This window comes from Pantoea sp. App145 (assembly GCF_047947045.1).
Classification (GTDB): domain Bacteria; phylum Pseudomonadota; class Gammaproteobacteria; order Enterobacterales; family Enterobacteriaceae; genus Pantoea.
Genome location: NZ_CP133290.1, coordinates 1,675,637 through 1,692,439 on the forward strand (window position 1 = coordinate 1,675,637; position 16,803 = coordinate 1,692,439).

Below are 16,803 nucleotides of genomic sequence, written 5' to 3' on the forward strand. Positions count from 1 at the left end.
TTTATACACCATCCTCCATATAGAAGAAGGGAGTGTGTGACATTAGTCATGAAATACTCACATCCAAAAATGGATAAAAATATTATTTCTCACTTTTTATTATTACAGGCTGAGAAGTAAAAACATTAACATCCAGAGTTGAGACCATGCATGAGTGTGAGTCTATACGAAGATACATTTTATCCTTTTCTTTCTCACCGCAATCCGATATGAAAGATGAGTCTGCAAGTAATGCTATTTTAAAAACCGGACCAGAGACAAAAGCAGTTAAAATAACAATAGGAGCCAAGAGTGGAACTATATAAAACGAGCGAGTGGAAAACAAATAAAATCGAGACCTAACTATTTTAGTTTTAAATCTTGTTGTCATAAACAGAGAGAAGTAGGAAACTACTTGTAGTATTGAAATCATCGACATTGAAAAAAACATAATAATGCCAAACGCTAGCACCAATGAAAGCGGTATCGCCATAATTGCCGGAGAGAACTTTAAATTATCTTCAATTATCCCAGTCTGATAACTGATCAACTTCAATGAAATTGTATATGCTAAAAACCAGATGACAATGTTATAAAACTTTATCACATAAGCATTCTTGGCAATTCTCAAAATATCATGAAGTATTGGCAATATTTTCACCGCACTCAATAAAAACAATACAAAAAACCCCAAATAAGCATGATCTGAAAATAAAAAAACACCAACCAAAAACCAGGCTGTCAGTTCTAGCACTCCCTTGCGCCTTATATATAACCACTGAATAACTGAAAATGTAAAATTCATTTTATGAGCGCTTCCTTAAGGTAAATTTAACTAGTTTAATCGTTATGAAACAGCTTAGCATAACTCGAATTTCGATCTCAAAGCTCCAGACATAGAGTGTTGTATTGACGATCCCGTGGGGTCATCCTCGTTAATTCAGTAAGTTTCATTCCGTTTCCTACTTCATATAACCTTACTGAATTGACATGTCCACTCCACTAACGCCCCACATCTTCCTACCAGGTTGTCTAGTCGGTGTAAGAAGCGGACGTTGAAAATACCAAAATTGACTAAATAAAGAAAAGACCTCTCATTTGAATATTGTGTTATTGGCTGGAAAGAATTTATTGTCAGCATATGCAGGAGAAGTAATTTCATTGTCCAGCAAGAACATTGATGATCAAATCGCGTGAAAATATAGTTTCTCTGGTCATTTTGAGTTCTTCTTTTGACCACCGATACAAATCATGAATAACCTTGTTCTAATTATCACTCCAGTGTTAATCAATGGGGGCAGGTCAAAACGATAGCATGGTTTACCTATAATTATCCCGGTAGTCCCATGGGTGAATTCCTGTGTAAATGTCACGACCTAGGAATGTGGAGTCTAAATTTTTATCTTTTTTACGGATAACTTCTTCCAATTTGCGAAAGTTAATCTGCACATGTAACCAGCGTTTAGGATGCTTCCAGAATAAAGACGAGTATTCTTTCAGGTCACATTGCAGCAAACTGTATGTACGCCTGTCTGCACACTGTAAGAGCATGCACCAAGCTGAAAACGCAGTGCCATCATCCTCTGAGGAGGTATAGATATTCCACCAATGCTTTGCGAAGCGCAAATCTCGCCTCAATTTAGCCAAAGCATTGGCCCTGTTTTCCTCGGGTTTGAGCTGGGGGCCTTCAGGCCATGTTGTTTTATAATTCTCGCTGTCAAAATCGAGGTAGCTGCTAATGTAGCGTGCCCGCAGCTGGCGCCACGGTTGCTCAGAACTCATTTCATCCTTTACAAGTTCCTTCAGCCACGGAGTGCCGTCATTGAGGTGTGCCGCAAGTGCAAAATCATAAAGCGTGTCATCAGAATGAGCATGTTTCAGTTCGAACAACTCCCCTGCCATAGAATTAATCAGCTTTTTGTTAATGAACGCTAATTGTAAAAATTGCTCAATATGTCCTTTACCCACAAATTGGGTTTTGAGGCAATGTCCCAGTTTACGCCACAGCACGATTGCTCCCGTATAGTTCGTTTCAATCATAGCTTCGCACAAGCTCAGATAAAATCCCTCGGCATTTTGAATGCGGGTTGAATAGACACTATGATCTTCTTCAGTAGAAGAAACCCATTTATCAATGAAGTTGCCGATGTGGGGGAGTGCAGGAACTAAGTCATGGTAATCAAAGTCACATAAGTAAAGTGAAGCCCCCGCCCGGCGGAAATGGCGAATTTTTTCAACAACCCTGTCAACAGCCAACTTATGCCTTTCTCGACCCTTTTTCTTGTCTATTGAGAACTCAAATTGCTCAGCAGGATCCTTGCAATCACTATGCTGCGGTGTTATCGAAAACAGGAAAGGGACACGTTTTCGCTTATGTGGAGTGACTAAAATTTCCGCGTCAAGATCCGGTGGTGCTGAGGTTTGGGAAAAAAGAATTCCATCAATTAAACTGGCTGCCAGCATATAATCAGCGGGTTCTGCGGTACGCATACTTAGCACAGTGAAGAGAGTCCATGGGGCAATCCGATTTGCATAGCTTTGGAAGGGGGTTGCCGACAATACTTCCGCTAACGACAGAGACCCAAAATGTGCTGGTTCAAATTCATCTTCCTTTTGCCAGTTCCAGCATTCTGACTCAAGCAACTTGCCCAGTCTTACCCTATTTGCATAGTACATGATTTTAGTCAGGCGACGTTTATCCATCGCAGACCCTGTTGCGCGTCCGTTAATCAGCCATGTCCATCCGGTATCCGTGACGTCAGTTATCTTATGAGACAGCAGAATCAATAGCATGTCATATCTGAACCGCGAGCATCCTTCATAGTGCTCAATCAGGCGATCGACATCACCTGCGCTGACAGGTTTTAACGTAGCTGCAAGGTCCGTACTGATAAAAGGCAGCTCCGCATCAATGATTCGGCAATACTGCTCTAGGGGAGGCAATTCTGCTGTTTCGAAAATCAGCAATGCGCATATATTCAATGCTGACTGCTCATCCTGGACATTCTGGAATTCATTCCTAAGGACAGAAGCATGAGAATAGGCATGCTTATCGAGTAGAAGAAAATTTTCCTGAGCGCGAAGGAGCGCCATCGGATAATGCGTTTTGGGCCGTCCTAAAATACTGTCAAATTGCTGTTTCGCGAGGTTGAACAAATGGGTGGGAGCAAATCGCGCTGCTGCCATCAGTGTATCATCCCATAAATGATGTTCTTTGAAATAGTGGTTGTCTTCAGTGATATCCGGGAGAGCGTAGCCGCTGAAGTGCTGGTCTATTTCTTTAACAAACGCTTTGACAATAGGAAATGCGGGGTCGGGTAACAAATTATGAAGCCGGCGCAGTCGCCCTTCAACCACAACAGCGGTATTGGCCATAACACAGGGCGCATGCCGCATCTCTAGATTGAACATCCCCTTAGTAAGGTCATTCAGATAGTGTGACTGGTAATCCCATGGAGAATCCAGCGGCGGATTAACTGCAAGCGGGTGCGATTCCAGCTCCGGATGACCGGATAGCCGAAGAAGCAAAAACGCAACCCTTAATTTTAGTTCGGGATGTACGCCAGGTTCATGCGCCTGATGGGCAAATCTGGCAGCCGCATTCTTTAAAGACAGAGCTGTTTTTTCGAAATCATCGTCATTGAACCAGCAGAGCCATTTAAGCCCATTCCAGTAAGACTCGCTATAATTAACGGATTGCGAGAGAGCGGCAGCTTCAAATAGTGGCAAAGCGGCGCTTAGCGGTCCTGAACGAAGTAGCTGAGGAACCACCTCACGCAGGCTGCGCTTCATATTTTCACGAAAGGTAACCGCACGGCCCAATAGCATCATGGGGCCATCCGAATCGTGGCCTACACGTTCGATTAGCCTTGAAGCGCGTACCCTTTCCCCTTCATCATCACGCCTCCGGGGATTAACATCTCTGGAAATCGTCAGAAGCCAGTCAGTGCAGCGAGCAATGATAGAGCTGCGTACCATTTTATTTTCGACCGGGATCTGACTTAACGCATTGAGCGCTCGTAGCCGACCGGACTCAAGCGCATCGGTATCAGAGGTTTCAATCACGTCAAGCAAAGCATCACTGATTTGTGGTGCGATCGCGATAACCTCATAATGATGTTCTTCAGCCAGATTCTGCGAGTTTAACCAGTGTGTCACTAATAAAGACATCACTAGCATTTTCTCATCATGGCTGCGTTCAAGCAGCAGTGAAACAGCTGCGCGTAAAATATTCGGTTTTTCATCAAGGCCGGAGATGGGATCCAGCCAGTTTGTCAGTCTGTTTTCCATAACAGCCGCGTCAGGACCACCGTCTAACAGATGATTCAGTAATGCAGCACCCAACGCGTGTGAAATTAACAGGTCCGACAGCTGAACCTGCCCATCCGCTTTTAGCGTGGCGAAGACGGTATCGGCCACTTCACTCACGCGGCGGGAAATGTCATTGCAGTTCAAATCGTCACGATGCAGCATCTTCGCAAGATGTTCGGTGTTGTACTTCTGTTTACCCTGCCTATGACCTTCTGCTACTTTGTCGAGCCAGATTAACCAGTCCTGCTGGCTTAACTGCATATGATTCCTCAGCCCCTGGCTGTCGCACCCGTATTCCCAGAGTAACCGATGAATGGTGATATTTTCAGTATTCTGGAGACGCTCGTGTAATCTCACAACCAGCTGGAAGAGTCGCGGGGTTCGCGCAATGCTGATGAGCTCCTCCGTTAAAGAGCTGCGTTTAAATCCCTCTGCAGCAAGGCGTTGTTCTAATTCGCCTCCGGGTGAATCATCATATTTATCGAGTTCGATAACGACAGGCGATACAATTAAGCCTGATAATTTACCTAATCGCTGTGTAAAATGAAGCTGGCGTGTCGTAGCTATAATGCGAACAAGACCCGCTATTTCGTCGGCCTGCATGACTTCAAATAAACGATTCCAATTCACCGACGGTTCTTGATTAATACCATCAATGATAATCAGAAAAGCGGGTCCCTGTTCTGCTGGCCTGCTGAGAAGCTTTGATAGACGCTTAAACCAAAGCTGCGGAGTCAGACGTTCGGTTAGTCCATAGAGCTTATCAGCAATAAATGTCTTTATTGTCGTGAGATCTATTCCCATCAACCCCGTGAACGTGCTGGCTGGAAGTAGTATGGTGACGGGCAGAATAACCTGATAATTAAATGCCCATTGTACACTGGCCCAGCTTTTTCCCATGCCCTGCAAGCCTGTTACAATTAACGGTGCATCTTCAGCCGCGCGGCCAGACCACCATACATCAAATTTCTGGCTTACTGCCGGGCGTTCAATAGTTGTACTGTAACTGCCACCAGCGATGTCCTGGGCAAGTTTTTCCTTTGCTGTGCGGCTCGAAAACCATACTTTATTGAGCAGCTTATGCGAATGCATACGCAGGCTTTCGTAACCTAAACACCATGCATCCAAATCACGCCTGACCCTTTCTGCTGCAGCCTTGGCCTCCTCGCGAAGAGCCTTTGCTATGTCAGCAGCTTCACTGAGCCCCGCTAACACAAAGGCGTCTGGTGCAATAGTACATAAAGCAGCAAGACGAGGTATGTCAGCGCCTGACCAGTCAAAAATCAGCACGGGTACGCCGGACTCCTCACTTTCATATCTGAAAGCATTCGTAATTTGTTCAGGCACAGCTTTGGTCACGACCATCACCCAAGCTTCCATAGAAGGATCCTGCTGAAGCGCCTGGTGAAAACCGCCCCGCAGGTCACGTTCATTCAGATGGGTGCTCTCTCCATAACGCTTCATTTCAAAGCGTAATGCTCTGCCTTGCCTGCCCGCCGTTCCACTGTCCGCACCATGCTGAAATCCTGATTTTGCTACATTGATGTCAATTTGCAGTGTTTCAGTCAGTATTGCAGCCAAAATGCTCTCAAATTGCTTGGGTGTGACCTCATCCTGCAGGATGATTCTTAATCGTTCGAGGAGAAAGGGTATTGAGGTCGTAGCCATTTTCTGGTTTGAGTAGATAAGTAGTTAAGCTAAATATCCCTTTTTTTTAAAAAAAAAACAATCTCTTGCTTCCTACACTGATGTTCTTGCTCTTAGGAAAGAGTAATTTGTATATCATACTCCGGCTGTTCTACGCGTTCAGAACGCATTTTTATGCGTATTGCAGGAATTCATTTAAACCTGAAGAACATTCAAAAATCAATGCCATCAATGAAGCCTTCACCTCACCATTCATCATCTATCACAATAAAGAAACCAGCTTCTAATGTGGGTGACAAAATGTCCCAAAGTGCGTTTCTACACCCTCAGAAATTGATAAAAAATCATCACCACAACCATTTAAAGATAATAACCACCGTCAGGGCCAGTGGCACTTCTTTCCTGCATTGTTATTACTGAATATGCATATTTAATTATTATAAAGCAATAAACATTCAATTAATACCACTTACAAACCTAGAAGATTTTAATTAAATCCATTGGTACAGGGCATCGATTATGTGAATTAATGCTCAGGTTGAATTGGATGCGAGTATACATTCAGAATGCTTTACAGAAAAGTATACACTTTTGGATATTTGAGTATAAAAAATACCACAACAGATCTTTTCATTTATGACAGATTGTTAGAGATTAAAGATATTTGTAGACCTCTTCATCTATGCGCTTTGCTTCAACTCCAGAGTTCATGAAACGTTTCATCGCTTCGACTTTGTCGTCATGGATCACTTTGAAATTAATTTCATTTTCATTGGTTAAAGCGTTGCATTCGTATTACATAAGAAACTTCATTAATGATGTAAGTTAGGATTCGCTCCTGGACTACTCTCTTAAAACCTGAGCAGTCTTCCAAATACATTTACTGATAAATTTTTTATCTCGCGAGTATTTTTCGACACATCTATTAATAACACTGTCGTAAGTGGCTGCTTAAATAAGCACTTCCAATCCATACTTTTATACAACAGAGAGCAGCTTCAAAGATATCCCGCCGGGGCGTTTCATCCCTGTTTCCCATTTCTGAATGGTCGAAACGCTGGTATTCAGATAACGAACAAAAAACCGGCTGACTCACGTTTAGTTTTCCATGTGATTTTTTATTTCAGATAGTTGTGTTTTTTCTACATCTTCGATGCAGGTTGCATCAAAGCTATACATGATTTCCTGTGAGATCACACCAACTTTAAACATTCCGGCAGCTGCACTATGGATAGCTTCGAATGCTGAGTTTTTAAATTTATTTTTTGCAGTCATGGAAAATCCCCACCTCTTTTCAATCTTCACGATCGCTGAATATTACATTATAAAATAATCGATTTTTACTTTTATTGATTATAACGTTTCCTATAGGGTTTGAGCCTTTCCATCCTAACGCAAATCATATAGCAGAACCACGAAAATGTTAATCAACAACTTAAGCATCCTTGAAAGATTAAAATCAACAAATTGACTATAGATCAGAAATACAACTTACATTCCATTGTAATAACAATGGCAGAAAATCAAATAGCACTTACTCTACACAGTTAAAAAACCACATAATTATAACCAATTTAAAAACAGGTAATTGAGCACCAACGACAATGAAAAATCCTTTAAAATGAAGAGAGAAAAAAGTGTGTTCAATATATTCAACTCAGTTTTTTAACTATCCAGATTAAGCGAGCTATATCTAATCTCTCACAATTTCTCTCCCACAATCCCCCTTGAACACTATCAGGAGTTGTCATAAATTCGGCCACGAACACCCGCTGTCTACGACAGCCATCTAATGCTTCTGCACTCTGAGAGAAGCGCCTTCGGGTGAGTGCTAGTCAATGTTTCGTATGACCTGAGAGAAACGCCTTCGGGTGGTCAAATATCCTTGTAGCCTGAAAGAGGATGCCTTTGTGGCGGAACCCCTTTTTAACCTTTGAGAATTGGGATCACAATTGTGATGAAGGTCTGGATCTAAGATCCATTACACCACGTCAAACGGCTTATAACGAGCGTTTTGACCGTCAGCATGAATCACATCCGTGTGATTCTGGCGCTGATGATTCACTACTATTCGTGAGCAACGGCCTTCTAAGCCGTAGGTCTCACGCAAAGCTGTATTCATATACTCCATCAGGATTGCTACTTACATCCTGCAATTTGCATATCACTTTCTGGCACGTATTAAACGCTGCTGGCTGCGCCTTGCTATGCCGTCAGGCATCTGCATGCGCCTGCCCTGCTGCGTGTTAATACGTGGCGTCACTTTTTGCGCGTAAGCGCATGAAAGTGACGCCACAGCGATCACCGCCATAAGTCTTCTATCTTCGCCTATTACATCCGGGCCATGAACTCTGACACCGCGCTTTAAGCGCTAACTATCCATTTCACAGGAGAACTGAATTGTTGCCGAGGCAGGCATAAGCCTGGGGATTACCTGCAAACGCAGGCAGTTGCACCGAGTGCACCACTGACACCCCGCAATACCTCAACTGCACCCGCTCTGGCGCACAGGCAACATTCAGCACGGATACAGCATGGCTGTTTCCGTTATTTGCCATGCGCCAGAGAAGCAAACCGGTATTGAATTTTAAAAAGGAAAAAAGGATGAGTCAGACTGGAAAAGAAATGAAGCAACTGGCGAAGCAGGCCGGGGGCAGCCATAAAACGGTGCATGACCGTATTCGGATCGCCGACAGGTTTAGCCGTCATTTGCTGGCACTCAATATTCAGGTACGCAGCGTCAAGTATCTGAAAGCCAGGCATATCGAAAGCTATATCGCAGCCCGGCGTTCACAGGGGATTGCTCCACGTACTCTGCAAAACGAGATGGCCGCATTACGTTCCATATTGGATCAGTCTGGACGAGAAAAACTGATGTCCTCTGAAAGGCTGACGAACCGGGCATTGGGTCTCGGTGGTTGCAGTCGGGCAGGGACGAAATTAGCGATTCCCTCAGAGAAATATCAGCAATCCCTGCACGAAGCCCGCCAGCTTGATGCAGGGCTGGCGGCTGCTTTGCAGCTTTCCCGCGTGCTGGGACTGCGGTCGCAGGAAGCCGTTCAGTGCTGCGCATCCCTCAAAACCTGGCAGAAGCAGCTGAGTCAGGGTGCTGAACGGTTGAGCATCGTTTTTGGCACCAAAGGAGGCAGGCCGCGTGAAACGCGGATCTTGAATCATCAGGAGGTCAGTAACGCGGTAAATCACGCTCTGAGCGTTGCTGGGCAACGTAACGGCAAACTTATCGATAAAAGCGACCTGAAATCAGCCATGAATTTCTGGCGCACTGCAACTACGCGCATTGGCCTGACAGGGCCGTATTCCCCTCACAGCCTGCGTTATGCATGGGCACAAGATGCCATTCGTTTTTATCTGTATCAGGGCTTCAGTCGCAAAGAAGCCAATGCGCTTACCTCAATGGATTTAGGGCACGGCGATGGCCGGGGCCGCTATGTCGAACGTGTATACGGCCTTCAGGGAGAAAGATCATGAACAGACCAACACTTATCCGCCTCAGAGACGTCATGGCTAAAACCGGTTTCAAACGCGCATGGATTTACAAGCTGATGGACAGGAATGAATTTCCTCAGTCAGTCAAACTTGGTATCCGTTCTGTTGCCTGGGTTGAAAGCGAAATCGATGAATGGATCTCGAACAAAATCAAACAGCGTGATGGAGTGCAATAGTGCTGAATTCATCTTTTTCCCTGGCGGGCGTTTTTCAGTATAATCAGCGCGCTGCGGCAAAATCCGCAGCCGGAATTGGCGTTCCGAACTCCCCGACGATGCCCGAATATACCCACAGAGTATATTTGGGTAATGCTTGTGCACACCTGTTGTCAATGGTGGCTCGGGCAGGGCTTCCGAAAGGAAGGCCGGAATCAGTTGGGGCCGGTACGCCAACCCTGTTCGAGTTACCACCCAATGAGATTGGCGTCTCTGGTGGTAACTTTACACTTACCCCAACTGAGGCGACCAAATGGTCACAACCCTTCCTTGCCTGTACCCGCAATACATCCGAACTCATCCGGGGGTGCGTCATGTATGACACCACTCCACTCTCTGCTGAAGAAGTTCTCGACCACTGTCGCGCCCTGGCGTTTGCCATCGTCGAACTGGATCATTCTCTCGTTAAAGAATTGCTCATGTATGTCCTGTGGGAACGTCTGAACCTGCTGAATGAAACCCTGCAAGCGGAGTTCAACCATGACTAATTGCGTAACTGAAATCGTTGCTGCGTCCCGCAATCACTGGCAGCAGATCCTCACCGGATTAGGCATTGCAGTGCCTGAAAACAATAAGCATGGCCCCTGCCCCATCTGCGGCGGTAAAGATCGTTTCCGCTTCGATGACAAACAGGGCCGTGGCACCTGGATTTGCAATCAGTGCCGTCACGGTGACGGCCTTGATTTGGTTGCCAGGGTCAATGCCTGTGATTTGTTATCAGCTGCAAAGCTGGTTTCCGGGTTGTCCCTGGGACGGTCAACTGCGCCAGCCAGGGAAAAAACGCCGCTCCGCCCGATTGGGGAGCGAGCTCAGCAATTACTCTCCGCTGCCCGTGAGGGGAAAAGCCCCTACCTGACAGGCAAAGGGCATCTCAACAATGCCGCGATGCTTACTGTAAAAAGCCCCCTGACAGTGGGGGGCGCTACGTTTGGTCATGGCGCGATGATCCTGCCGGTTCAGAACGTCACTGGCGAACTGGTGGGTGCACAGCTGATCAATGTGGGAGGAGAAAAACGGCTGTTACCAGGTACGCAGATGAAAGGCGCCTTTATCGCGCTCAACACATCCCACGAAACCAAAAGCATCGTCATTACTGAAGGTTACGCCACAGCATTAACCCTCAGCCAGGTGGCTAACAATATGGTGGTTGCTGCGATGTCGGCCAATAACCTGCGTAATGTCGCGCTGGCCCTGAAAAGTCGTTACCCCGATAGCTGCTTTATCCTGGCGGGCGATCATGACCTGCATTCTGATGGCTCTGCAAATACCGGTATGGAGCAGGCTGTACAGGCAGCACGGGCGGTGAATGGCTGGGTATCTTTTCCACCCGGCGATATTGCCTGTGACTGGGATGATTATCGCCAGCAATACGGAATTGATGCCGTCAAAACAGCCTTTCAGGAACAGATGTATCAACCTGAATGTACTGAAGTCCCACTCACCCGCATGGAGCAAACTTACATGGAGTTAAGTACCGCATTGCCACTGCGCAAAGGTTCTGATGGCTTCGATACGCGTCAGGACTACTTGATTAAAGGTTACCTGCCAAGCTCGTCTGTCACCAGCGCCTATGGTGCCAGCGGATCATATAAATCCTTCCTGGCGGTATCCTGGGGGTGCCATATCGCCACCGGGAAACCCTGGGCGGGCAAACCGGTGACACAGGGGGCAGTCATTTATGTGGTTGGTGAAGGCGGTATCGGTGTTCCCCGCCGCATCCGGGCATGGGAAGAAACGCTGAACGGCGGTAGCCCGATCGATTCGCTGTACCGTGTTGATTGCCCCATCTTCCCGGCCAGCCCAGAAAGTGTGCAGCAGGTGATCAAAGCGGCCAACGATGTCAAAGCAGCAACCGGCATGCCGGTACGGTTGATTATCCTCGATACCCTCGCCCGCTGCTTTGGCGGTTCCGATGAAAACGCGGCGAAAGATATGGGCGCGTTTATTCAGGGCTGTGATTACATCAAGGCAGCAACGCAGGCCACAGTGTTGATTATTCATCATTCCGGTAAGGATCAAGACAGAGGCGCGCGCGGTTCCAGTGCGTTCCGTGCAGCGCTGGATGTTGAATTCAACGTGCGTCGCGAAGGTGAAGGCGGTGCGCTGATCCTCAGTTGCACCAAAATGAAAGACGCCGAGGAACCACCGCGACAGGCTTACGACCTTTTTCCGGTAGACCTCTATGTCGATAACGACGGCGACCAGGTCAGTTCTCTGGTCCTGAAAGATGAAGGAAGGCCCGTCAATGAGTCAGACGATGAAGGCAATGCTGCATTGGCCGGGATTTCACGTTTAACTGAAAACCATTTGGCGCTTTGGAAAGCCATTCGTTTACGCACTGCCAACGGTAAACCATGCACTCGTGCGTTGCTTCGTGATGATATGAGAAAAATGGGGTTCGACGTTTCCAAGAAATTTAACCGCTGGCTGGAAAAACTGGTAAGAGACGGTCTGGTGATTTGCGACGGTGAACATGTCAGGCCATTTCGACAGGATATGAAAGCGGGGGATTAAATGGGGGCTGTGTGGGGGAGGAAGAATTAGCAACCATTTTTAGGGCTGATTTCCCCCACTCCCCATCTGTATATATATGCCAAGTGGGGGGGCGTTATTAAAACATTTATAAACAATAAGTTACCCTACAATGGGGAAATTAAGTGGTGGAAAAGTGTGATGATCCTCAAGTGGGGGGAAAGCGGGGGATATTTTTCCAAAAAATCAACTGTAATATTTCAACATCAAAGTTCGTAAAAAATTTAATTAGCAGCATTGAATAAATAGAAAATATTGAGACCATTATATCTCAACTGAACTTGAAAAATATAGCCATATTTACTCATTATAAAGAACACCACAACTAAGCTTCGATAACTTTTACTTTACCAACACCTTAAAAATATGAATAACTAGTGTTTACATCTTTACTACTTACTAAATTTTTTAGTTTCGACAAACCCTAAAAGCTATGATCCTTGTAAGTTCTCCAGCCTCCACCGAAAAATTAGCATTCGACCATGCATTAAAAATCGTTAATTACTGCCCCATCATTTATTTCCTCAGTAAGAGGTACAGTATAATCCTTTCTTCTCATGACATTTTTTTACAATTTCATTCATGGTAAATATATCACCATAAAAATTAGCAACGCATATCATCACTGAGTGATCCTATGTTTTTTGTTCACAGCAGTTATCACTAAGCAATTTAGCTTACTCCAGAGAAAAAGCATCAAGCAGGTTATTAATATTAACCCCATCGATTAATACACCCTCTATTTTCACACACCAAGCACACCGAAGCTTCCGGCATAATATAATGACTACTAACGTCTCATTTTCTCTTGTTCAGATCTTATATCTTCTTCTCGTGCTTGCCTCAACCAATTTTCTGAAATACTAGTCAGTAGTAAAGAGGTTCTAGGATATACATAAGTTTCTTCTGCCCATTTCTGGTATTTTTCGGCGAGCTGCCTTTCCTGGGCACCTCCTTCGTTTAGTGCTTTACTGTAAACACCTCGTTTATTAATACATTCTATACTTATTCCTCGTTCGAGATGGGAAGATGCCGTCTGCTCTATTATTTTGCAAATAACAGAGGGCGGCCAGAATGTGTCAACTTGATCACTTTGAGCATGAGCAAAGACGTAACCGATGTAAGTATCGCAAACCTCAATAATCCCTTTAGACGCAGCTTCATTTCGAGCCTGAATAACCCAGTCCACTAAAGAACTAAGTTCAATATTTTTTTCATTTTGAGAGAGCACACCTTTGAAAACATTGAGGAGATCATAAGATGCGCTAATTCGAGCCTTCTTTTCCTCACTGATAATTTCTTCTAGCTCAGTATTTTCCTTCCTGTAAACATCTGATAGCACATCTATGAAGATATTTGGTTCGCGGATCATTAGCCCAACAATTGTCAGAGGTTGCTTTTCGAATCGCAAAACAGCAATATAAGAATACTCAACTCTCGCCACATCAACTTCATTTACATCAGTTCTTCTTCTTAATTCTGTGAGCGCAAGTGAGACATAATAAGAAAACATTCCGCCCATATATCTTGCAGCATGATTTATCTGTGATACTCCTTTTTTCAAAAGATCCAAGATAAGGTCAGTTGGAAGTTCCTTCAATCTGAAATGTACAAGAGAGAGCACATCAATGTCTCTACTATTCATGCGAAACTGTCCTATAGCATAAAGTAGTTGTTCTAAGCTGCCATTAACAGGTAACGATTGAATGTTCTCCCAATAATATTTTCGAATATGGTTTCCTAACGAATCAACCAACGCCCACGTTTCTTCATTTTGCGGCCAGCCTAAAAGTAGGCTAGCTTTCCGTGAATCATCATGAACGTATGAAAGTAGTTTCTCAAAAAACACTTTTTCCCATAACTTTCCAAACTTATTAGCTCCGACAACAGATACATAGAATGAAATTTCTGCAGGTATATCCGGAGCGATTGATCCGATAAATAATTCTTCTAATTGCTCCATAGCTATTGATGCCTGGGAAAGTGACTGTCCAATCAAACTAGGTATCTTAACCATTTGAGACAATTTCAAAACGCCAGATACGCCGTCCCGCTTAAGAATATTATCAATAACTTCAGCACGAGTGTTTTCGATATTTTTAAGATTAGAGCCTTCAGATTGATACTTCCCTATATGTGGTAGCCAATCATCGAAAAATTGACACTCTATAACTAATGGATCAATTGGCTGATAGCGTTCAATCATTTCATTCATCAAAGAAAGTTGTTCTTGTTTCATTTTCCAATCAGCATTATCAAAGTAATTATGCCGAGCTGCTTCCTTCCTCAATTCATGCCAAACATTACACCCTTCAGTTGTTTGGAACTCCTTAAGATAACAGTCAACATGTTCTAACACCATTGCAAAACATTCTGGTTGAAATGATCCCAGATTCTTGACTAAAATAATAATTCGCCCCTCGTCGAAGCCAGAAAATTTTATAGCTCGCTCTATGATAGCAGCCTCAAAATCCCATACTAATCCGAATGTAATTTCTTCTTTTCTTTTAGGTGCAAGATCTTTTATTTTTGGATGTCTTGTAGGTGAAGACGAGTCATGGTGTCTTGGTAGCAATTTAACTATTAGTTGCCAACCAATGTTGGGGCAAGTCGTCAATATCTCATCAAGACAAGAAATTCTCTGGGGTTGTAATGCATAAGTGCTAGGGGACCAACTAAGTAGAATTTCTCGCAAACTGTTAATAGGACGGTTAATTAATTTAGATTCTGGATCAGGATCTAATTCGGAAAGTTTAGCTAACACAAGAGCTGCACGATTCAGGTAACGTGGTTCCCATGCTATAGTTTCAAGAGCCCAAAGAACATTTACGTGCGGACTAGAATGTCCAAATATAGAGCTGTCATTTTCTGAGAAGAGCTTAAATATCTCTTCAGGCGCGCCCTCGAGCATATATTCGAGGGCCTTCAAAAAAGGGTTTGGAGATGCCTCTGCAAAAAGAGCGGTTTGATTTCCTAATCTAATAAGAGAGTTATGATTTTTCCCCCAATCAGGCAATGTGGCAACTATCTCATCTACGTATTGTTGGATTGATTTTCCATTGATATGTAAACCAGCTACACCATGCAATGATGAAATAATTACCAATGTAAGCGCAAGCCCCTCACGCAACCAATTACTGTAATCATCTGGTGCTGTATAGGTGAAACTAAATTTCTCTTCTCGAGATGGTGGCTGCACACTATAGCCAAACACTTTAACGATCGCATCTCGTAGTCGATTGAGATCTGTATCGGTAAGCTGCTGTCCGTAAAAATAGAAAGCATCCACTGGGGCTCGTACTTGCCATACATCCTCAACTTTATCTATAGGGCGGTCTGATAAGCTCAAAGTAGGCATCAATACTTTATCCAGATCATGATAAGATTGGAAACCACCTAATTCTCGTAACAGTTCACAGTCCATTTCCACATTCGATGACCAGCCTCCTGCAAGGAATGCTGGCTTAAGCATGCTCGTATGGGGTAACCATTCAGGCTGAACAGGAGCAACATTAGGAATTAGTCTTTTGAGAATGGTAAGACTTCGCCCACAGCGTTGAGCTAACTCATATCCCTGATCTCGATCGAGCCCCATTAGAATAAATCCCTCAGCCATACTGCTGGCAGAGGGTCTCAAGAGTATTTTTTGCCTGCGCGCAAACGTACCTGTGGCTGCAGAAAGAGTCGGACAGTTAGTGCATAGAACACCAGCAAGCGGTTCAGCCTCTTTCGTAGCAATGAATACCAGCCCTGATTTTCTACTCAATTCGCGTGCAGCAGATTCAGTTCTAACTATCAAGGTTCTTGATTCTAATAACGAGCGCTTCTCAACCTCTGCAGTTCGTATCGCTGCGACCGCAAATGCAACCAGTTCTTCTGATGATTCTACTCCAATCAAGGTCATACTTGCTGGCCCCAGCAACTTATCAACTAACTCATTTGCAAACTGCTGACGATCACCAATGACTACTTTCTCGTTAAGTGCTGGCAAAAATTGCCGACTAAATTCATCCCAATACTCGTCGGTGCTAAGGGCTCCTTCTTTTGGTGCGTTTCCTAAGACTTCCCGGGCAAACTTCGCTGCAACAGCAGGGTTATCATCAAGCCAATGGGTCAAAGAAACAGCATCAATATATTTTACATCTCGCCAATTACCTTCAGCCTTTCTTTCCTCCTCCCATGTCGTTAGCATATGACGAGGAGTATCCCATACCTCCAAATTTACTAATACGAGAACATTTTCAGCCATAACCTCAGGATTGGTTGCTTGGGTACGTTTTGCATAGTCCCTTGATGCCTTAGTTGCTCCGGCTCCGGCTCCAAACTCCCACTTAGAGTTTCCAGTTGGAATAAATCCGGCTCCCTCAATGGTTTCCAAATCTCCATCCCATCCGCGAGTTTGCCCGACATCTCCCCCAGGAAAGCGAAAACGATAACGATTTGAGTCAGATATCGTAGCTCTGATTAGATCAGCAACCATGTCGATCAATAATACCCGCGCATCAGTACGTTTTGCCCAAGTCGCAAGATCTTTTTCATCAATCCACTGCATATTGATTTCCTGAGTTGAACTTCTTTGTCAAACTCCGCTTTTAATCGCCATCATCAAGGT

The 16,803-nt window shown here is 44.5% G+C and carries 7 protein-coding genes and 2 pseudogenes; 5 read left to right on the plus strand and 4 right to left on the minus strand.

What is annotated here, in order from left to right; translation table 11 throughout:
* Positions 1–82: 82 nt before the first annotated feature.
* The 3 genes and pseudogenes from RCF31_RS07715 to RCF31_RS07725 form a co-directional block, all read right to left on the minus strand.
* Positions 83–784: a hypothetical protein gene (locus RCF31_RS07715; RefSeq protein WP_416412988.1), complete on the minus strand. Its 702-nt coding sequence runs from the start codon at positions 782–784 to the stop codon at positions 83–85.
* A gap of 515 nt (positions 785–1,299) precedes the next feature.
* A complete protein-coding gene (locus RCF31_RS07720; protein WP_416412989.1) occupies positions 1,300–5,958 on the minus strand; it encodes a hypothetical protein in 4,659 nt (1,552 codons plus the stop codon).
* Positions 5,959–6,915: 957 nt separating this feature from the next.
* Positions 6,916–7,212, minus strand: a pseudogene (locus RCF31_RS07725) (helix-turn-helix domain-containing protein).
* Positions 7,213–8,541: 1,329 nt separating this feature from the next.
* Here RCF31_RS07725 and RCF31_RS07730 point away from each other — a divergent pair.
* The 5 genes and pseudogenes from RCF31_RS07730 to RCF31_RS07750 all read left to right on the plus strand — a co-directional run bounded on the left by RCF31_RS07730 (position 8,542) and on the right by RCF31_RS07750 (position 12,173).
* Positions 8,542–9,426: an integrase domain-containing protein gene (locus RCF31_RS07730; protein WP_416412990.1), complete on the plus strand. Its 885-nt coding sequence runs from the start codon at positions 8,542–8,544 to the stop codon at positions 9,424–9,426.
* A complete protein-coding gene (locus RCF31_RS07735) occupies positions 9,423–9,620 on the plus strand; it encodes an AlpA family transcriptional regulator (protein WP_416412991.1) in 198 nt (65 codons plus the stop codon). Before RCF31_RS07730 ends, RCF31_RS07735 begins: the two co-directional genes overlap by 4 nt.
* Entirely contained in the window at positions 9,620–10,147 is a 528-nt protein-coding gene (locus tag RCF31_RS07740) for an ash family protein (protein WP_416412992.1), read from the plus strand. The genes RCF31_RS07735 and RCF31_RS07740 overlap by 1 nt, the downstream gene beginning before the upstream one ends.
* A pseudogene (locus tag RCF31_RS07745) lies at positions 10,140–10,976 on the plus strand (primase-helicase zinc-binding domain-containing protein); the annotation flags it as partial. The gene RCF31_RS07740 and the pseudogene RCF31_RS07745, both read left to right, overlap by 8 nt.
* Before the next feature lie 129 nt (positions 10,977–11,105).
* Positions 11,106–12,173, plus strand: coding sequence for a helicase RepA family protein (locus RCF31_RS07750; protein ID WP_416413235.1), 1,068 nt, complete (start codon positions 11,106–11,108; stop codon positions 12,171–12,173).
* A gap of 808 nt (positions 12,174–12,981) precedes the next feature.
* Here RCF31_RS07750 and RCF31_RS07755 read toward each other — a convergent pair.
* Positions 12,982–16,743: a hypothetical protein gene (locus RCF31_RS07755; protein ID WP_416412993.1), complete on the minus strand. Its 3,762-nt coding sequence runs from the start codon at positions 16,741–16,743 to the stop codon at positions 12,982–12,984.
* Positions 16,744–16,803: the final 60 nt, after the last annotated feature.